A 19,231-nucleotide genomic window follows, 5' to 3' on the forward strand; every position below is an offset into this window, starting at 1 on the left:
AAACTAAATGACTATAACAGCTATTGCCCAAGGAAAGAAAACAAAGAAACAAGCCTGTGTCGAACTTAATCTTTCTGAAAGACAAATCAATCGTCTGCTACTAGTCTATCAACAGAAAGGAAAAGAAACCTTCAGACACGGAAACAGAGAATTGGAAGATTTTTTATTTGTGTCTTAAATCAGGTCTTGCGTGACATTTTCTGCTCTCCACATACCATTGTTGATTAACAGAACACCAGAATTAAAATTATGTGTATAAAAATCATCTCTAACTGCAGCTAAGGGTATATCCGTCAAGTCCAAATCCCACAGCTCATCTATCGATTTTCTTACAACAATATCTAAATCCAAATACAGTACACGAGACTCGCTTACATACTTTGGAATAAAATACCTAAAAAAGCCGCATATGAAAGTCCCTCAAAGGGGAGACGATAACCTTTCAGAATACTACTGTCAATCTAAACATTCACAATCTCACTATTCAAAGTCTCTAGTCTTTTTTCCATCAATTGGAACCATTCTCGCGGAAGGTCATCATTAAAAACATAAAACTTAAGATTATAATAGATGAACACAAAGAGATTTTATTGTTGTTTCAACTTTATCCATATAAGCATTATCTGCACCTAAGACAATCGCTTTTTTCTCTTCTTTCACTCTTTATCTCATTTCTTTTTATTCCCATCATATGTTTCTACGTAACCATTATTTTCGCCTATTCGTTCGTAAAACCATACCAGTGGAGATTTTAGATGAAGTCCCATTACGGTTTACAATTTTTACATTACGACACGGAGTTTTACAAATCGATTTCATTTGCCAAACGTAGTTAGTAAGGCAGTTAGCTAGGCTACCTACTTTCTGCTACAACGGAAAAATCCACGAATCAATATTATTCGTGGATTTTTCCTAGTGAAGCGTTTAGGTAAGCCGATTGTTATACTACGACACGTAGTTTGACCAATCGATTCTATTTGCCAAACGTAGTTAGTGAGGCAGTTAGCTAGACCGCTCACTACCAGTTACGACGTAAAGTTTTACGAATCGATATTATTCGTAAAACTTTACTAGTGGAGCGCCTAGAGTCTGGGACAAAAAGATTTTGATTTTATGAATTCTTTATTATAAGTTTTTAAAATCGATAGATTAGACAAAAAAGCAAACAAAACAGAATTCTGAGTGTCAGATAACTTGTTTTGTTCGCTTTTTATATTTAAGGTTAGACTTTTGTCCCAGACTCGTTAGTTACTTAGATTGTTACACAATCAAATAAATTTACTGAACTACGACACTGAGTTTTACAAATCAATTCCATTTGTAAAACTCAGTTAGTGAGGCAATTAGCTAGTTCGCCAAATAGCGACTAGCGTCCAACAATTAGGAACTTTAGTTCCAATTGTTGGTACTGAGTCACATCTTCTCTTCCAACTCTACATCTGGATACTTGTCCGCAAACCAACGGAGAGCAAAGTCATTTTCAAAGAGAAAGACTGATTGGTCGAAACGGTCTTTAGCCAAGATATTGCGGCTTGATGACATGCGTTCATCCAAGTCCTCAGGTTTAATCCAACGAACGGTCTTTTTACCCATTGGGCTCATGACCACTTCTGCATTGTACTCGCCTTCCATACGGTGCTTAAAGACTTCAAACTGAAGTTGACCAACAGCTCCCAGCATGTACTCGCCTGTTTGGTAATTCTTATAAAGCTGAATAGCTCCTTCTTGCACCAATTGCTCGATTCCCTTGTGGAAAGATTTTTGTTTCATAACGTTCTTAGCAGATACTTTCATGAAAATTTCAGGAGTAAAGGTTGGCAGCGGTTCAAACTCAAACTTGTTTTTTCCAACTGTCAAAGTGTCACCAACCTGATAAGTACCTGTATCGTAAACCCCGATGATATCACCTGCCACGGCATTGGTTACATTCTCACGACTTTCCGCCATAAACTGAGTCACATTCGACAGTTTAGCCCCCTTACCAGTACGAGGCAGGTTAACACTCATACCGCGCTCAAATTCACCAGATACGATACGGACAAAGGCAATGCGGTCACGGTGACGAGGGTCCATATTGGCTTGGATTTTAAAGACAAATCCTGAAAAATCCTTGTCGTAAGGATCCACAATTTCGCCATCTGTTTTCTTGTGTCCATGTGGTTCTGGAGCAAACTTAAGGAAAGTCTCAAGGAAGGTCTGCACACCAAAATTTGTCAAAGCCGAACCGAAGAAGACAGGTGTCAATTCTCCAGCAAGGATAGCTTCCTCTGAAAACTCATTTCCAGCTTCATTTAAAAGTTCAATATCATCTTTTACCTGCTCGTAGAAAGGATTGCTGCTAAAAAGCTTGTCCCCATCTTCTAAACTGGCAAAACGCTCATCCCCCTTATAGAGCTCCAAGCGTTGGTTATAGAGGTCATAGAGCCCTTCAAAAGCTTTCCCCATCCCGATTGGCCAGTTCATCGGATAGCTCGCAATACCCAAGACTTCTTCCAATTCTTGCAAGAGGTCCAGTGGCTCACGACCGTCACGGTCTAGCTTGTTCATAAAGGTAAAGACTGGAATACCACGGTGTTTGACAACTTCAAACAATTTCTTTGTCTGCGCCTCGATACCCTTGGCAGAGTCCACGACCATGACCGCAGCATCCACCGCCATCAAGGTACGATAGGTATCTTCTGAGAAATCCTCATGCCCTGGTGTGTCAAGGATATTCACGCGCTTGCCATCGTAGTCAAACTGCATCACAGATGAAGTAACCGAAATCCCACGTTGCTTCTCGATATCCATCCAGTCAGACTTGGCAAAAGTCCCTGTTTTCTTTCCTTTTACGGTACCAGCCTCACGAATCTCGCCCCCAAAGTAGAGCAACTGCTCAGTGATGGTTGTTTTCCCCGCGTCTGGGTGAGAGATGATGGCAAAGGTACGACGTTTCTTAATTTCTTCTTGAATATTCATAAGTTCTCTTTCTTTGATTCTCTATTTTTCTTGTTTCAATAGCTAAGAATGATTTTTACATTGGATTTTACCATTCCTTTCAACACTCCATTATATCGGATTTTAGCATTTTTTTCAATTTCTATTTCTTTTCACTTCCCCCTCCCTTATTTATAGGAAAATATGGTAAAATAGAACAGACTAAAAATCATCATTTCACGAAAGGATGTAAGATGAAAATTACGCAAGAAGAGGTAACACACGTTGCCAATCTTTCAAAATTAAAATTCTCTGAAGAAGAAACTGCTGCCTTTGCAACGACCTTGTCTAAAATTGTTGACATGGTTGAATTGCTGGACGAAGTTGACACAACTGGTGTCGCACCTACTACGACCATGGCTGACCGCAAGACCGTACTCCGCCCTGATGTGGCTGAAGAAGGAACAGACCGTGATCGCTTGTTTAAAAACGTACCTGAAAAAGACAACTACTATATCAAGGTACCAGCTATCCTAGACGATGGAGGAGATGCCTAATGACTTTCAACAATAAAACCATTGAAGACTTGCACAATCTCCTTGTCTCTAAGGAAATTTCTGCAACAGAATTAACACAAGCTACGCTTGAAGATATCAAGTCTCGCGAGACAGCTATCAACGCTTTTGTTACCATCGCTGAAGAGCAAGCTCTTGTTCAAGCTAAAGCCATTGATGAAGCTGGAATTGACACTGATAATGTCCTTTCAGGAATTCCGCTTGCAGTAAAGGATAACATCTCTACAGACGGTATTCTCACAACCGCTGCCTCAAAAATGCTCTACAACTACGAGCCGATCTTTGATGCAACTGCGGTTGCTAATGCAAAAGCCAAGGGCATGATTGTCGTAGGAAAAACTAACATGGACGAATTTGCCATGGGTGGTTCTGGTGAGACTTCTCACTACGGAGCAACTAAAAATGCTTGGGACCACAGCAAGGTTCCTGGTGGTTCATCAAGTGGTTCAGCTGCAGCTGTAGCCTCAGGACAAGTCCCCTTGTCACTTGGTTCTGATACGGGTGGTTCCATCCGCCAACCTGCTGCCTTCAACGGGATCGTTGGTCTCAAACCAACCTACGGAACAGTTTCTCGTTTCGGTCTCATTGCCTTCGGTAGCTCATTAGACCAAATCGGACCTTTCGCACCAACTGTTAAGGAAAATGCCCTCTTGCTCAACGCTATTGCCAGCGAAGATGCTAAAGACTCTACTTCTGCTCCTGTCCGCATCGCCGACTTTACTTCAAAAATCGGCCAAGACATCAAGGGCATGAAAATTGCTTTGCCTAAGGAATACCTAGGCGAAGGAATTGATCCAGAGGTTAAGGAAACAATCTTAAACGCGGCCAAACACTTTGAAAAATTGGGTGCTATCGTCGAAGAAGTCAGCCTTCCTCACTCTAAATACGGTGTTGCCGTTTATTACATCATCGCTTCATCAGAAGCTTCATCAAACTTGCAACGTTTTGACGGTATCCGTTACGGCTACCGCGCAGAAGATGCGACTAATCTTGATGAAATCTATGTAAACAGCCGTAGCCAAGGTTTTGGTGAAGAAGTGAAGCGCCGTATCATGCTGGGTACTTTCAGTCTTTCATCAGGTTACTACGATGCCTACTACAAGAAGGCTGGACAGGTCCGTACACTTATCATTCAAGATTTCGAAAAAGTCTTCGCGGATTATGATTTGATTTTGGGTCCAACTGCTCCAAGTGTTGCCTATGACTTGAATTCTCTCAACCATGACCCAGTTGCCATGTACTTAGCCGACCTATTGACCATACCTGTAAACTTGGCAGGACTTCCTGGAATTTCGATTCCTGCTGGATTCTCTCAAGGTCTACCTGTCGGACTCCAATTGATTGGTCCCAAGTACTCTGAGGAAACCATTTACCAAGCTGCTGCTGCTTTTGAAGCAACAACAGACTACCACAAACAACAACCCGAGATTTTTGGAGGTGACAACTAATGAACTTTGAAACAGTCATCGGACTTGAAGTCCACGTAGAGCTCAACACCAATTCAAAAATCTTCTCACCTACTTCTGCCCACTTCGGAAATGATCAAAATGCCAACACTAACGTGATTGACTGGTCTTTCCCAGGAGTTCTGCCGGTTCTCAACAAAGGTGTTGTCGATGCCGGAATCAAGGCTGCTCTTGCCCTCAACATGGACATCCACAAAAAAATGCACTTTGACCGCAAGAACTACTTCTACCCTGATAATCCCAAAGCCTACCAAATTTCTCAGTTTGATGAGCCAATCGGTTATAACGGCTGGATTGAAGTCGAGCTAGAAGACGGTACGACTAAGAAAATCGGTATCGAACGTGCCCACCTAGAGGAAGACGCTGGTAAAAACACCCACGGTACAGATGGCTACTCTTACGTTGACCTCAACCGCCAAGGGGTACCCTTGATTGAGATTGTATCTGAAGCCGACATGCGTTCCCCAGAGGAAGCCTACGCTTATCTAACAGCCCTCAAGGAAGTTATCCAGTACGCTGGCATTTCTGACGTTAAGATGGAAGAGGGTTCTATGCGTGTGGATGCCAACATCTCCCTTCGCCCTTATGGTCAAGAAAAATTCGGTACCAAAACTGAGTTGAAAAACCTCAACTCCTTCTCAAACGTTCGCAAAGGTCTTGAATACGAAGTTCAACGTCAAGCCGAAATCCTTCGTTCAGGTGGTCAAATCCGCCAGGAAACACGCCGTTACGATGAAGCCAACAAGGCAACCATCCTCATGCGTGTCAAGGAAGGTGCTGCAGACTACCGCTACTTCCCAGAACCAGACCTACCCCTCTTTGAAATTTCAGACGAGTGGATCGAAGAAATGCGTACAGAGTTACCAGAGTTTCCAAAAGAACGTCGTGCGCGTTATGTATCTGACCTTGGTTTATCAGACTACGATGCTAGTCAGTTGACTGCTAATAAAGTCACTTCTGACTTCTTTGAAAAAGCTGTTGCCCTAGGTGGTGATGCCAAACAAGTCTCTAACTGGCTCCAAGGGGAAGTCGCTCAGTTCTTGAATGCTGAAGGTAAAACACTGGAACAAATCGAATTGACACCAGAAAACTTGGTTGAAATGATTGCCATCATCGAAGACGGTACTATTTCATCTAAGATTGCCAAGAAAGTCTTTGTCCATCTAGCTAAAAATGGCGGTGGCGCGCGTGAATACGTGGAAAAAGCAGGTATGGTTCAAATTTCAGATCCAGCTATCTTGATCCCAATCATCCACCAAGTCTTTGCCGATAACGAAGCTGCTGTTGCCGACTTCAAGTCAGGCAAACGTAACTCCGACAAGGCCTTTACAGGATTCCTTATGAAGGCAACCAAAGGCCAAGCCAACCCACAAGTTGCCCTTAAACTACTTGCACAGGAATTGGCGAAGTTGAAAGAAGATTAATATGTAAAAGAAACCAGCCTTGAGGTTGGTTTTTTCTCCCCTACCATCTCCCAATAACTATTTTGGCTTTATTTCCAGAAGATTTTATGGTAAAATGAAGAGTAATAATATTTATTAAAGAGGTAAAAACATGATTGAAGCAAGCAAATTGAAAGCTGGTATGACATTTGAAACTGCAGACGGAAAATTGATCCGCGTTTTGGAAGCTAGCCACCACAAACCAGGTAAAGGGAACACAATCATGCGTATGAAATTGCGTGATGTCCGTACTGGTTCTACATTTGATACAAGCTACCGTCCAGAAGAAAAATTCGAACAAGCTATTATCGAAACTGTTCCAGCTCAATACTTGTACAAAATGGATGAAACTGCCTACTTCATGAACACTGAAACTTACGACCAATACGAAATACCAGTCGTAAATGTTGAAAATGAGTTGCTTTACATCCTTGAAAACTCTGATGTGAAAATCCAATTCTACGGAACTGAAGTAATCGGTGTAACTGTACCAACTACTGTTGAATTGACAGTTGCTGAAACACAACCATCTATCAAAGGTGCTACTGTTACAGGTTCTGGTAAACCAGCAACTATGGAAACTGGACTTGTTGTCAACGTTCCTGACTTCATCGAAGCTGGACAAAAATTGATCATCAACACTGCAGAAGGAACTTACGTTTCTCGTGCCTAATCTCTAGAAAGAGGTCATTCTATGGGAATTGAAGAACAATTTGGCGAAATCGTTATCGCTCCACGTGTACTTGAAAAAATTATTGCCATCGCAACTGCTAAAGTTGAGGGTGTCCACTCATTTTCAAATAAATCCGTATCTGATACCCTATCAAAACTCTCTCTTGGTCGTGGTGTCTACTTAAAAGAAAGCAATGAAGAACTAACTGCTGACATCTACCTCTACCTTGAGTACGGTGTGAAAGTACCAAAAGTGGCTCTTGCTATTCAAAAAGCGGTCAAAGATGCTGTCCATGATATGGCTGATGTGGAACTTTCTGCTGTCAATATCCATGTTACAGGAATCGTTCCAGATAAAACACCAAAACCTGAGTTGAAAGATCTATTTAACGAGGACTTCCTCAATGACTAGTCCATTATTAGAATCTAGACGCGAACTTCGTAAATGCGCTTTTCAAGCTCTTATGAGCCTTGAATTCGGTACAGATATGGAAACGGCTTGTCGCTTTGCCTACACACATGACCGTGAAGATGCAGATGTGCAAATCCCAGCCTTTCTTCTAAACTTGGTTTCTGGTATCCAAGCTCAAAAAGAAGAGTTGGATAAACAAATCAACCAGCACCTCAAGTCAGGCTGGACAGTTGAACGTTTGACTTTGGTCGAAAAAAACTTACTACGCTTGGGTATCTTTGAAATCACATCATTTGATACACCTCAGCTGGTAGCAGTCAATGAAGCCATTGAACTTGCCAAGAATTTTTCAGATCAAAAATCAGCCCGTTTTATCAATGGATTGCTTAGTCAATTTGTAACTGAAGAAAATGAATAATCAAAAAGGTGTTTGGTCTTCCAGGCACCTTTTGACTTTCCCCTCTGCACAGAGTAAGAACCACATAAAAACTAGAACTGGCAGTCAGTTCTAGTTTTTGCGTATTCTAAAGAATTATACTCAATGAAAATCAAAGAGCAAACTAGGAAGCTAGCCGTAGGCTGCTCAAAACACGGTTTTGAGGTTGTGGATAGAACTGACGAAGTCAGTAACATATATACGGCAAGGCGAAGCTGACGTGGTTTGAATTTGATTTTCGAAGAGTATTAGTATTTTCTAAACCGTTGATAGCGCTCTTCCAACAACGCTTCTAACGGTTTTTGTGAAAGTAGAGCTAGCTCAGCTTGGAGTTCTTTTTTAACATTCTTAATCAGTTCTTTGCTAGAAAGTCCTGCTTCAGAAATCACCTTGTCTACTACGTCCATTTCTAACAGTTCGTGTGAAGTGATTTTCATCAGTTCTGCTGCTTCCATGGCACGACTGCCATCCTTCCATAGAATGGAAGCAAAGCCTTCTGGACTGAGAATAGCATAAATAGAATTTTCCAGCATCCAAACACGGTCTGCGACTGCTAGAGCCAAAGCCCCACCTGAACCACCTTCACCGATAATGATAGCGATAATAGGAACTCTCAGATCACTCATTTCCATGAGATTGCGAGCGATAGCTTCTCCTTGACCGCGTTCTTCCGCACCGACACCAGGATAGGCACCTGCTGTATTGATAAAGGTCACAACTGGACGGCCAAACTTTTCAGCCTGTTTCATCAACCGTAGGGCCTTGCGGTAGCCTTCTGGATGCGGTTGACCAAAATTCCGCTTGAGATTATCTTGTAAACTCTTGCCTTTTTGGATACCAACCATTGTTACAGCTTGGTCTCCAAGCCAGCCGATACCACCAACAACTGCACCATCGTCACGAAAAGAACGGTCACCGTGTAATTGGATAAATTCATCAAAAATGCCTGTCGCAAAGTCCAAGCTTGTCAAGCGACTCTGCTCACGCGCTTCTCTGACTATTTTTGCAATATTCATCTAGAACTCCCTCCATGCAATCTGACTAGGCTAGCAATGGTATCTGGCAAGTCTCTTCTTTTAACGATAGCATCCACAAAGCCATGTTCCAATAGGAATTCTGCCTTTTGGAAATCCTCAGGCAAGCTTTCACGAACCGTATTTTCAATGACACGACGCCCAGCAAAACCGACCAAGCTCTGTGGTTCAGCCAGAATGATATCACCTTCCATAGCGAAAGAAGCTGTCACACCACCTGTCGTTGGATCTGTCAAAATGGTCAAGTAAAAGAGACCAGCATTTGAATGCCGTTTAACTGCTGCAGAGATCTTGGCCATCTGCATGAGACTCATGATTCCTTCCTGCATACGGGCTCCACCAGAGGCTGTGAAGAGGACAACTGGCAATTTTTCGACAGTCGCATACTCAAACAAACGAGTGATTTTTTCACCTACAACCGTACCCATAGAAGCCATGATAAAGTTGGAATCCATAATCCCAAGAGCCACAGTCTGACCTTTTATAAGAGCTGTTCCTGTCACAACGGCTTCATCCAGACCTGTTTTTTCACGCATAGTTGCTAGTTTCTTTTGATAACCAGGGAAATGCAAGGGATCCTTGCTTTCAATCCCTGTAAACAATTCCTTGAAGGTTCCCATATCAATCGTCAAAGCCAAGCGTTCTTGGGCAGAAATACGAAAGGTGTAGCTACAATGTGGACAGATACGCTCACTTCCCAGATCCTTCTGATAGATGGTATGCTTACAGCCTGGACACTGGGAAAATAATTCATCTGGAACCTCTGGCTTAGCTTGAGGTTTTTCCCTAACCGAACGATTGGGATTGATTCGAATATACTTATCTTTTTTACTAAATAGAGCCATTGATTCCCCTTTTCGGTTTAAACTCTTGAAGTCATTTTATTCTTTTTCTTGATATTTGGGTAAGAAGGTTTCCATTAAGAAGGAAGTATCGTAATCTCCAGCAATGACATTGCGATCTGAAATGAGGTCAAGCTGGAAATCTGCATTGGTCTGCACCCCTTCAATCTCTAATTCATAGAGGGCACGTTGCATTTTCATCAAGGCATCAAAACGGTTTTCACCGTGTACGATGATTTTGGCAATCATACTATCATAATAAGGCGGAATGGTATAACCTGGATAAACTGCTGAATCCACGCGCAAGCCAACTCCACCACTTGGTAGATAGAGATTAGTAATCTTACCTGGACTTGGAGCAAAGTTAAAGGCTGGATTTTCTGCATTGATACGACACTCGATGGCATGACCGCGTAGGACAATATCTTCTTGCTTAACAGACAGAGGTTGACCTGCCGCAATGCGAATCTGTTCCTTAACGATATCCACACCTGAAACAAATTCTGTTACTGGATGTTCTACTTGTACACGAGTATTCATTTCCATGAAATAGAAATTGCCACTGGCTTCATCAAGAAGAAACTCAATGGTCCCTGCATTTTCATAGCCAACAGACTCCGCCGCTCGAACAGCAGCAGAACCGATTTCATGACGCAGCGTTTTCCCGATTGCAATCGAAGGACTTTCTTCCAAAACCTTTTGGTTGTTCCGTTGTAGAGAACAATCCCGTTCCCCCAAGTGGATTACATTTCCGTGTTCATCTCCTAGAATTTGAACCTCGATGTGACGAGCTGGATAGATAACCCGTTCTATGTACATGGCACCATTGCCATAATTGGCCTTGGCTTCACTAGAGGCAGTTTCAAAGGCTGAAACAAGGTCTTCTGGTTTTTCAACCTTACGAATCCCTTTACCACCACCACCTGCTGAAGCCTTGAGCATAACAGGATAGCCAATTTTTTCAGCAACAATCAAGGCCTCCTCAGAGTTATGCACTTCTCCACCTGAACCTGGAATAACAGGCACACCAGCCTTAATCATCTGAGCACGCGCATTGATTTTGTCCCCCATCATATCCATAACATGACCAGATGGACCGATAAATTTGATGCCCACTTCTTCACACATAGTTGCAAATTTGGAATTTTCACTGAGAAACCCAAAACCGGGGTGAATGGCTTCTGCCTCAGTCAAGACTGCAGCTGATAGAACCGCATTAATATTGAGATAAGACTCAGTTGCCTTACCAGGACCGATACAAACCGCTTCATCTGCCAAAAGCGTATGAAGGGCTTCCTTATCAGCAGTTGAATAGACTGCTACGGTCGCAATCCCCAATTCACGCGCCGCACGGATAATACGAACCGCAATTTCACCACGATTGGCAATTAAAATTTTTCGAAACATGGAGAACCTCCTTAGTTCCCAATTGCAAAGGTAAGAGTACCACTAGCTGCAAGCTTGCCATCCACTTCAGCCTTTGCTTCAACCACGGCTATGGTGCCACGACGTTTTACAAAAGTCGCTGTCATAACCAATTGGTCGCCTGGTACAACTTGCTTCTTGAATTTGACCTTATCCATACCAGCGTAAAAGACCAGTTTTCCTTTATTTTCAGGTTTTGACAACTCCAACACACCAGCTGTTTGCGCCAAGGCTTCCATGATCAGAACACCTGGCATAACTGGGTATTGAGGAAAGTGACCGTTAAAGAAAGGCTCGTTGATGGTCACATTTTTTATGGCAACGATGGTATCCTCGCTCACTTCCAAGACACGATCCACTAGGAGCATAGGATAACGGTGGGGAAGGGCTTCTTTGATTCCTTGAATATCGATCATTTGATTCGTACCAATCCTTTACCAAACTCAACCATTTCTTCGTTAGAAACGAGAATTTCCGTTACCACACCATCCTTAGGAGCTGGGATTTCATTCATGACTTTCATGGCTTCGATAATGACCAATGTTTGACCTTTTTTGACACTATCACCAACTGTAACGAAGGCAGGTTTATCTGGTCCAGCAGCCAAGTAAACCACTCCAACAAGTGGACTCTCTACAAGATTTCCCTCAGTAGCCACACTTGCTTCAGCTGGAGCTGGAACTTCTTCTGCTACAGTCTCTGCTGGAGCAGATGTAGGAGCTACTGGACTCGGTGTTGCTAGAACGGGTGCTGGAGCGACTTGAGTTGCAACTTCAGGCACAGGTCTCGCTTCATTCTTGCTAAACTGCAACTCATCCGTCCCATTTTTATAAGAAAATTCTCTCAAACTTGACTGGTCAAATTGAGTCATCAAGTCTTTAATATCGTTTAAATTCATACTTATCTATTCTCCCAACGTTTGAAAGCAAGAACTGCATTGTGGCCTCCAAAACCAAAAGTATTTGAAATAGCGTATGGAATTTCTTTCTCCAAGCCTTGTCCATAAACGACATTAGCTTCGATATAATCTGATACTTCACTTGTCCCAGCTGTCATTGGTACAAAGTTATGACGCATAGCTTCGATGGTGACGATAGCTTCTACTGCACCCGCAGCCCCCAGCAAATGTCCTGTAAAAGACTTGGTTGATGATACAGGTACTTCCTTACCAAGAACAGCTACGATAGCACCACTTTCTCCTTTTTCATTGGCAGGAGTTGACGTTCCGTGAGCATTGACATAGGCTACTTGCTCTGGAGAAATCTCAGCTTCTTCCAAGGCTAGTTTGATGGCCTTGATAGCTCCCTGACCTTCTGGATGTGGAGAAGTCATGTGGTAGGCATCACAAGTATTTCCGTAACCAACCACTTCAGCCAGGATAGTAGCTCCACGTTTTTCAGCGTGTTCAAGACTTTCTAGAACCAACATCCCTGAACCTTCACCCATAACAAACCCATTGCGATCCTTATCAAATGGGATCGAAGCACGAGTTGGATCCTCTGTAGTAGAGAGAGCTGTTAAGGCTTGGAAACCAGCGATGGCAAAAGGTGTGATAGAAGCTTCTGTTCCTCCCACCAACATCACATCTTGGAAACCAAACTTAATAGAGCGGAAGGCATCCCCAATCGCATCATTTGATGAAGAGCAGGCAGTATTGATAGATTTACAAACACCGTTTGCACCAAAACGCATGGCTACATTCCCAGAAGCCATATTTGGTAAAGCTTTTGGAAGAGTCATTGGTTTGACACGTTTGGGCCCTTTTTCATGAAGGCGAAGTACCTGATCTTCAATTTCCTTGATTCCACCAATACCAGATGCAACGATAACACCAAAACGATCCCTATTAAGAGCCTCTACATCAAGATTGGCATGATTTACAGCCTCTTGGGCTGCATACAAGGCATATAAAGAATAGTTATCAAAACGGTTGGTATCTTTTTTTACAAAGTATTTATCGAACGGAAAATCTTGGATTTCTGCCGCATTATGCACATCAAAATCACTATGATCAAATTTTGTAATGCCACCAATGCCGATTTTCCCAGTTGCTAAACTATTCCAAAATTCTTCTGGTGTATTTCCGATTGGAGATGTTACTCCATAACCTGTTACCACTACTCGATTTAGTTTCATTCTTTTCACCTCTAGCTTTCGCTACATACTTAAGCCACCATCAATGGCAACCACTTGACCAGTTAGATAATCTTGGCCTGCTAAAAATACTGTCAAATCTGCAACCTGCTCTGCCTGCCCAAATTCTTTCATCGGAATCTGAGCTAGTGTAGCTTCCTTAATCTTATCTGATAAGATAGCTGTCATATCAGACTCAATCATTCCTGGAGCAATCACATTGACTCGTATATTCCGACTAGCAACTTCACGTGCCACAGACTTGGTAAAGCCAATCAAGCCAGCCTTAGAAGCAGCATAGTTAGCTTGACCAATATTCCCCATCAAACCAACAACACTAGACATATTAATGATAGCACCTTCTCTAACTTTCATCATCGGTTTCAAGACTGATTGTGTCATATTAAAGGCACCAGTCAGATTGACCTTGAGCACTTTTTCAAAATCTGCTTCTGTCATCTTGAGCATAAGAGTATCTTGGGTAATCCCTGCATTGTTGACCAAAACATCTACTGAACCCAGTTCTGCAATAGCTTGATCAATCATACGCTTAGCGTCTGCAAAATCTGATACATCTCCTGAAATGGGAACCACCTTGATACCATAGTTTGAAAACTCAGCGAGCAATTCTTCTGAGATTGCCCCACGACTGTTTAAGACAATGTTGGCTCCTGCTTGAGCAAACTTGTGGGCGATGGCAAGACCAATTCCACGACTCGAACCTGTAATAAAGATATTTTTATGTTCTAGTTTCATTTTTTTCCTTTCAAAACTTCTACTTATTTTAGTCTATTTTTCTAAAAGTGCTACTAAACTCGCTTGATCTTCCACATGAGCTAAGTGAGCAGTTTGATCAATTTTTTTAACAAAACCTGACAAGACTTTCCCCGGTCCAATCTCGATAAAGTTGCTTATGCCTGCTTCTTGCATGACCCCAATACTTTCATAGAAACGAACGGGTTCCTTGACCTGACGCGTCAAGAGCTGAGCAATGTCCTCTTTTTGCATCACAGCAGCTTCTGTATTGCCGACTAGGGGACAAGTAAAATCTGAAAAACTTACCTGAGCTAGAGTTTCAGCTAGTTTCTGGCTAGCAGGTTCAAGGAGAGCGGTGTGAAAGGGACCTGACACCTTGAGAGGAATCAAGCGTTTGGCACCTGCTTCTTGCAAAAGTTCAACCGCTCGATCAACTGCAACCACTTCTCCAGCAATGACGATTTGTGCAGGTGTGTTATAGTTGGCTGGAGTAACCACTCCGAGTTCAGAAGCTTTTTGACAGGCTTCTTCAATGACCTCTACTGGCGTATTGAGAACTGCTACCATCTTGCCAGAGTCAGCAGGAGCCGCTTCTTCCATATAGGCTCCACGCTTAGCTACCAAGGCAACCGCATCTTCAAAATCCAAGGCGCCGCTTGCCACCAAGGCAGAGTATTCTCCAAGAGATAAACCAGCAACCATATCAGGCTGATAGCCCTTTTCTTGCAATAAACGGTAGATAGCAACCGAAGTCGCTAGAATGGCTGGTTGCGTATAGCGGGTCTGATTGAGTTTGTCTTCTTCCCTATCGATGAGATAACGCAAATCATAACCGAGCACCTGACTCGCTCGATCAATCGTTTCTTTGACAATAGGGTAGTGATCATAGAGATCCCGTCCCACCCCTAGATACTGGGCACCTTGACCAGCAAATAAAAAGGCTGTTTTAGTCATTTCTTACAACTCCTGCCCAGCGAGAGGCTTCTTCTTGAATTTTCTTAGCTGCTCCGTAATACAAATCTTTTAGGATTTCTTCAGCTGTTTCTTCTTTAGAAACAAGCCCTGCGATTTGACCTGCCATGACAGAGCCACCATCCACATCACCGTGAACAACTGCTTTGGCTAGGGCGCCTGCTCCCATTTGTTCAAAGATTTCTAAATCAGGATCTTCCTGCTTAAAGGCATCTTTTTCAGCCAGTTCAAAATCTCTAGTCAACTGATTTTTAATAGCACGAACAGCATGACCAAAGTGCTGAGCTGAAATCGTAGTATCAATATCCCTTGCTTTTAAAATTTTCTCCTTGTAGTTTGGATGGGCATTCGACTCTTTTGCAACTACAAACCGTGTCCCCACCTGTACAGCCTCTGCACCTAGCATAAAGCCAGCCGCAGCACCTTCACCATCCGCAATTCCTCCTGCAGCAATAACAGGAATAGATACAGCTGTGGCTACCTGTCGCACCAAGGTCATGGTTGTTAATTTACCGATATGCCCCCCAGCTTCCATTCCTTCTGCAATAACAGCGTCTGCACCGATTTTTTCCATGCGTTTAGCTAAAGCAACACTAGGAACGACAGGAATAACGATTATCCCAGCTTCATGGAAACGTTCCATGTATTTACCAGGATTTCCTGCACCTGTTGTCACTACCTTAACACCTTCCTCGATAACGAGATCTACAATATCTTCCACAAAGGGAGACAAGAGCATGATGTTGACACCAAAGGGTTTATCCGTCAATGATTTGATCTTATCAATATTTGCCTTGACAACTTCTTTCGGGGCATTTCCCCCACCGATAATCCCTAGTCCTCCAGCTTTAGAAACAGCCCCTGCCAAATCACCATCAGCAACCCAAGCCATTCCTCCTTGAAAGATAGGATAATCAATGTTCAATAATTCTGTAATACGCGTTTTCATAGTGCCTCCATCGTTTCTTGCTTACGTAATAGTTCGATACTGTCATAATTTGACAATCAAACTATTGCCTAAACAAGAGGGAGCGGGTTTCCCTACTCCTTCTATCTATATTCTGCTTATACTCTTCGAAAATCAAATTCAAACCACGTCAGCGTCACCTTGCCGTACTCAAGNNTTTTCATTGAGTATTATTTTGTTTGCTCTTCAACGTAGGCAACCAAGTCACCAACTGTTTTCAAGTCATCTTCTGCTTCGATTTGGATATCAAAAGCATCTTCGATTTCTGAGATTACTTGGAACAAGTCCAATGAATCAGCGTCCAAATCATCAAAAGTTGATTCAAGTGTTACTTCTGATGCATCTTTTCCAAGTTCTTCAACGATAATTTCTTGTACTTTTTCAAATACTGCCATGATAGGACTCCTTTAAAATAAATAGTTTTTTATAACAATGTGTTCACCACATGATTACCTAAATTGTAAGAATGAGCGTGCCCCAGGTCAAGCCTCCACCGAAGCCTGATAGAAGAACAGTCTGGCTACCATCTAAAGGGATGAGACCTTGTTCTACACACTCTGAAAGTAAAATCGGGATACTGGCTGCACTGGTATTGCCATATTCCATCATATTGGCTGGAAGTTTGTCTCGGTCAACACCAATTTTTCTAGCCATCTTATCCAAAATACGGATATTAGCCTGATGCAATAGCAGATAATCCAAGTCTGTCGCCTCTATAGGAGATTCTTCAATAGTCTGCTTGATAGACTTGGCTACATCTCGAATGGCAAAATCAAAGACTGCGCGTCCATCCATCTTCAAAAATGAATCTGCACTTTCTTGATCTGAAAATGGAGAATGCAAACCTGAATGCCCATAAGTTAAACACTCACTGCGACTTCCATCGCTATTGAGACTCTCAGCTAAGAAATTCTCTTGCTCGCTAGCTTCTAACAAGACACCACCAGCACCATCTCCAAACAACACAGCTGTTGATCGATCCGACCAATCGACTGCCTTAGAGAGGGTTTCACTACCAATCACCAAGCCTTTTTGAAAGCGACCAGAAGCGATAAACTTTTCAGCAGTTGAAAGAGCAAATACAAATCCACTGCAAGCCGCGGTTAAGTCAAAAGCAAAGGCTTTATTAGCACCAATATTAGCTTGAACACGAGCAGCTGTAGAGGGCATCATCGAATCTGGAGTAATGGTAGCTAGGATGATAAAATCCAGTTCCTCTCCTATTATTCCAGCTTTTGCCATCAGTTTCTTAGCAACTTCCGTAGCCAAATCACTGGTAGATTCTGTTCTTGAAATATGCCTTTGTCGTATTCCCGTTCGACTTGAAATCCACTCATCATTGGTATCCATAATCTGAGCCAAGTCGTGATTTGTAACCACTTGCTCTGGCACATAATGAGCAACCTGGCTTATTTTTGCAAAAGCCATTATTTCAAATCCTCCAAAAATTGGTAAAGATTAGTCAAACCTTTGCTCATAACATCAATTTCTTCCTCGCTCATGCCATCAATAATTTTTTCTACCATGGCCTTGTGGAAGCGTTTATGCAGTCTATGGATCAAGCGCCCCTTCTTTGTCAAATGCAGATGCACCACACGACGATCCTGTTCTGACCGAACTCGCTCAATGTAGCCCTTACGCTCTAAATTGTTCAAACTTGTCGTAACAGTTCCAAGAGTTACCATCAACTCTTTTGACACTTGACTTGGAGTCACATCTGGAGCCTTACCGATGACATCAATCGTATGCATTTCTTTGATGGAGATATCCTTAAAACGACTACCTCTCAAGTTCACTTCCTCAATTACAAGGACATTGTTAAATATAGATGTTAAATATTCATTGATTCGTTGGTAGTCCATTTTTCATATCCCTCCTTCTTCAAAAAACTTTTACAATCAAAACATTTGACAGAAAGAATTATATCAAAATTCAAAGAATGATGCAAGTATTTTTTATTTTCCTGTAAATTTAGGTCTTCTTCTCTCCGAATGAGCTCGCACTCCTTCTTTGAAATCCTCTGTTTGAGCTAAGGATTTCTGTAGGTTCAGTTCTAAAGTAGCGTAACCCTGCCAGTCTTTAAACTGGCTCTCCCAAACCAACTTCTTAATGGCAGCATAGGAATTACTTGAAGCACGTCTTAATTTTTTAAGAAGCTGTTCTCTCGTCTTTTCAAGTTTTTCAGCTTCAGAAACGCGGTAAACCAACCCCCATTCTAGGGCTTTTTCTGCCGTTAAAGCCTCTCCTGTCATAGCTAATTGAGCAGCACGCGTCACACCGATACTGCGGCTCAAGAGATGAATTCCCCCTGCATCTGGAGCCAAACCAACACCAACAAAGGCTTGGATAAACTTAGCCTTATCCGTCGCCAAACAGAAATCTGCCGCAACAGCCATATTCGCTGCGGCACCTGCAACAGCACCGTCAACTTCCATTAAAACAGGTTTGGCTATTTGCTTGATTTTATAAGAAATCGTATTGACCAACTCTGCGATTTTTGTCAATGATGGAATATCATCCTCATCCACTGCCCGCTTCATCTCTACCAAATCTCCCCCAACTGAGAAGACCTTTCCATTGGCATTGATTAAGATAAAATGCACAGCTGGATTTTCTTCTGCCAGAGTCAAGGCTTCTAAGATCTCCTCACACATGGGAATATGGAAACCATTAGCGACATCAGGACGGTTTAAAGTAATAATTGCCAAATCCTCTTCAAGCTGATAAATAATATGTTCCATCAGGGCTCCTTTTTATTTTATAAGCAGTTTATACTCTTCGAAAATCTCTTCAAACCGCGTCAGCTTCCATCTGCATCCTCAAAACAGTATTTTGAGCTGACTTNNGCAGTGCTTTGAGCTGACTACGGCTAGCTTCCTAGTTTGCTCTTTGATTTTCATTGAGTATTGAATTATTTTATTTGCAAAGTATATCTTTTTCAGGAGCAGAAAGCAAGAAAAAATTGACTGAAAGTGTCTCAGCCGATTGGAAAGGCTCGCTTTATCCTATAAAGCATCTTATTTTCTTCATTGAAAAAAGCCTTTCTTTCTGCTATAATCCCGACTTTATCACTTGAAAAATACAAAAGGGCAGCTCACCCTTTGCGCCCCAAGGTATTTCGCTGTTCTTTAATCTCGTTTAGTTGGTGTATATGGCTGTTAGATCGGGATAGCGTCGTGTAGG

22 protein-coding genes and 1 pseudogene are annotated in these 19,231 nt (G+C 42.4%); 7 read left to right on the forward strand and 16 right to left on the reverse strand.

All coding sequences use genetic code 11. From position 1 onward, the window contains the following. Window positions 1–7 precede the first annotated feature (7 nt). Window positions 8–148, forward strand: a pseudogene (locus HT736_RS06855) (helix-turn-helix domain-containing protein); the annotation flags it as partial. A 26-nt stretch (window positions 149–174) separates the two neighbouring features. Here HT736_RS06855 and HT736_RS12100 read toward each other — a convergent pair. From HT736_RS12100 to HT736_RS06870, 3 genes are all read right to left on the reverse strand, one after another. Next, entirely contained in the window at window positions 175–411 is a 237-nt protein-coding gene (locus HT736_RS12100) for a glycosyltransferase (RefSeq protein WP_255209663.1), read from the reverse strand. A 150-nt stretch (window positions 412–561) separates the two neighbouring features. Beyond that, window positions 562–660: a hypothetical protein gene (locus HT736_RS12105; protein WP_001810144.1), complete on the reverse strand. Its 99-nt coding sequence runs from the start codon at window positions 658–660 to the stop codon at window positions 562–564. A 753-nt stretch (window positions 661–1,413) separates the two neighbouring features. Next, window positions 1,414–2,958, reverse strand: a complete 1,545-nt coding sequence (locus HT736_RS06870; RefSeq protein WP_001025442.1) for a peptide chain release factor 3 — start codon at window positions 2,956–2,958, stop codon at window positions 1,414–1,416. Between the two features lie 212 nt (window positions 2,959–3,170). On the opposite strand from HT736_RS06870, the gene gatC reads away from it, so the two are divergent. The 6 genes from gatC to nusB all read left to right on the forward strand — a co-directional run bounded on the left by gatC (window position 3,171) and on the right by nusB (window position 7,901). After that, complete coding sequence (gene gatC / locus HT736_RS06875) at window positions 3,171–3,473, forward strand: Asp-tRNA(Asn)/Glu-tRNA(Gln) amidotransferase subunit GatC (RefSeq protein WP_000705410.1); 303 nt, start codon at window positions 3,171–3,173, stop codon at window positions 3,471–3,473. Next, window positions 3,473–4,939 (forward strand): Asp-tRNA(Asn)/Glu-tRNA(Gln) amidotransferase subunit GatA, encoded by a 1,467-nt coding sequence (gatA, locus tag HT736_RS06880; protein WP_000143715.1) that lies wholly within the window; start codon window positions 3,473–3,475, stop codon window positions 4,937–4,939. The genes gatC and gatA overlap by 1 nt, the downstream gene beginning before the upstream one ends. Then, window positions 4,939–6,381: an Asp-tRNA(Asn)/Glu-tRNA(Gln) amidotransferase subunit GatB gene (gene gatB, locus HT736_RS06885; RefSeq protein ID WP_023936344.1), complete on the forward strand. Its 1,443-nt coding sequence runs from the start codon at window positions 4,939–4,941 to the stop codon at window positions 6,379–6,381. Before gatA ends, gatB begins: the two co-directional genes overlap by 1 nt. A gap of 130 nt (window positions 6,382–6,511) precedes the next feature. Next, a complete protein-coding gene (gene efp / locus HT736_RS06890; protein ID WP_000568643.1) occupies window positions 6,512–7,072 on the forward strand; it encodes an elongation factor P in 561 nt (186 codons plus the stop codon). Between the two features lie 21 nt (window positions 7,073–7,093). After that, complete coding sequence (locus HT736_RS06895) at window positions 7,094–7,483, forward strand: Asp23/Gls24 family envelope stress response protein (protein ID WP_000510576.1); 390 nt, start codon at window positions 7,094–7,096, stop codon at window positions 7,481–7,483. Then, window positions 7,476–7,901 carry a transcription antitermination factor NusB gene (nusB, locus tag HT736_RS06900; protein ID WP_000203641.1) on the forward strand — a complete coding sequence of 142 codons (426 nt, stop codon included), beginning with the start codon at window positions 7,476–7,478 and terminating at the stop codon, window positions 7,899–7,901. The genes HT736_RS06895 and nusB overlap by 8 nt, the downstream gene beginning before the upstream one ends. Before the next feature lie 266 nt (window positions 7,902–8,167). On the opposite strand, the gene HT736_RS06905 is transcribed toward nusB, so the two are convergent. The 13 genes from HT736_RS06905 to HT736_RS06965 form a co-directional block, all read right to left on the reverse strand. Further along, window positions 8,168–8,935 carry an acetyl-CoA carboxylase carboxyl transferase subunit alpha gene (locus HT736_RS06905; protein ID WP_001017387.1) on the reverse strand — a complete coding sequence of 256 codons (768 nt, stop codon included), beginning with the start codon at window positions 8,933–8,935 and terminating at the stop codon, window positions 8,168–8,170. Further along, window positions 8,932–9,798 carry an acetyl-CoA carboxylase, carboxyltransferase subunit beta gene (accD, locus tag HT736_RS06910; RefSeq protein WP_001173359.1) on the reverse strand — a complete coding sequence of 289 codons (867 nt, stop codon included), beginning with the start codon at window positions 9,796–9,798 and terminating at the stop codon, window positions 8,932–8,934. Before accD ends, HT736_RS06905 begins: the two co-directional genes overlap by 4 nt. Before the next feature lie 36 nt (window positions 9,799–9,834). Next, entirely contained in the window at window positions 9,835–11,202 is a 1,368-nt protein-coding gene (gene accC / locus HT736_RS06915) for an acetyl-CoA carboxylase biotin carboxylase subunit (RefSeq protein WP_000488684.1), read from the reverse strand. 11 nt (window positions 11,203–11,213) lie between these two features. Then, the gene (fabZ, locus tag HT736_RS06920) at window positions 11,214–11,636 is read right to left on the reverse strand and encodes a 3-hydroxyacyl-ACP dehydratase FabZ (protein ID WP_000565515.1); all 423 of its coding nucleotides are present in this window, start codon (window positions 11,634–11,636) and stop codon (window positions 11,214–11,216) included. Continuing rightward, window positions 11,633–12,118, reverse strand: coding sequence for an acetyl-CoA carboxylase biotin carboxyl carrier protein (accB, locus tag HT736_RS06925; RefSeq protein ID WP_001052244.1), 486 nt, complete (start codon window positions 12,116–12,118; stop codon window positions 11,633–11,635). Before accB ends, fabZ begins: the two co-directional genes overlap by 4 nt. Before the next feature lie 2 nt (window positions 12,119–12,120). Next, a complete protein-coding gene (gene fabF / locus HT736_RS06930) occupies window positions 12,121–13,356 on the reverse strand; it encodes a beta-ketoacyl-ACP synthase II (RefSeq protein WP_000774063.1) in 1,236 nt (411 codons plus the stop codon). A 21-nt stretch (window positions 13,357–13,377) separates the two neighbouring features. Then, window positions 13,378–14,109, reverse strand: coding sequence for a 3-oxoacyl-[acyl-carrier-protein] reductase (gene fabG / locus HT736_RS06935; protein WP_138700082.1), 732 nt, complete (start codon window positions 14,107–14,109; stop codon window positions 13,378–13,380). A gap of 33 nt (window positions 14,110–14,142) precedes the next feature. Further along, window positions 14,143–15,063, reverse strand: a complete 921-nt coding sequence (fabD, locus tag HT736_RS06940; protein ID WP_023933124.1) for an ACP S-malonyltransferase — start codon at window positions 15,061–15,063, stop codon at window positions 14,143–14,145. Continuing rightward, the gene (fabK, locus tag HT736_RS06945) at window positions 15,056–16,030 is read right to left on the reverse strand and encodes an enoyl-[acyl-carrier-protein] reductase FabK (protein ID WP_023936336.1); all 975 of its coding nucleotides are present in this window, start codon (window positions 16,028–16,030) and stop codon (window positions 15,056–15,058) included. Before fabK ends, fabD begins: the two co-directional genes overlap by 8 nt. Before the next feature lie 188 nt (window positions 16,031–16,218). After that, window positions 16,219–16,443 carry an acyl carrier protein gene (locus HT736_RS06950; protein WP_000257838.1) on the reverse strand — a complete coding sequence of 75 codons (225 nt, stop codon included), beginning with the start codon at window positions 16,441–16,443 and terminating at the stop codon, window positions 16,219–16,221. A gap of 58 nt (window positions 16,444–16,501) precedes the next feature. Continuing rightward, the gene (locus HT736_RS06955) at window positions 16,502–17,476 is read right to left on the reverse strand and encodes a beta-ketoacyl-ACP synthase III (protein ID WP_000852944.1); all 975 of its coding nucleotides are present in this window, start codon (window positions 17,474–17,476) and stop codon (window positions 16,502–16,504) included. Beyond that, the gene (locus HT736_RS06960; RefSeq protein ID WP_000386348.1) at window positions 17,476–17,910 is read right to left on the reverse strand and encodes a MarR family transcriptional regulator; all 435 of its coding nucleotides are present in this window, start codon (window positions 17,908–17,910) and stop codon (window positions 17,476–17,478) included. Before HT736_RS06960 ends, HT736_RS06955 begins: the two co-directional genes overlap by 1 nt. 93 nt (window positions 17,911–18,003) lie before the next feature. Beyond that, window positions 18,004–18,789: an enoyl-CoA hydratase gene (locus tag HT736_RS06965; RefSeq protein WP_000400065.1), complete on the reverse strand. Its 786-nt coding sequence runs from the start codon at window positions 18,787–18,789 to the stop codon at window positions 18,004–18,006. Window positions 18,790–19,231 lie beyond the last annotated feature (442 nt).

Source organism: Streptococcus sp. 339 (assembly GCF_013277285.1).
Lineage (GTDB): Bacteria > Bacillota > Bacilli > Lactobacillales > Streptococcaceae > Streptococcus > Streptococcus pseudopneumoniae.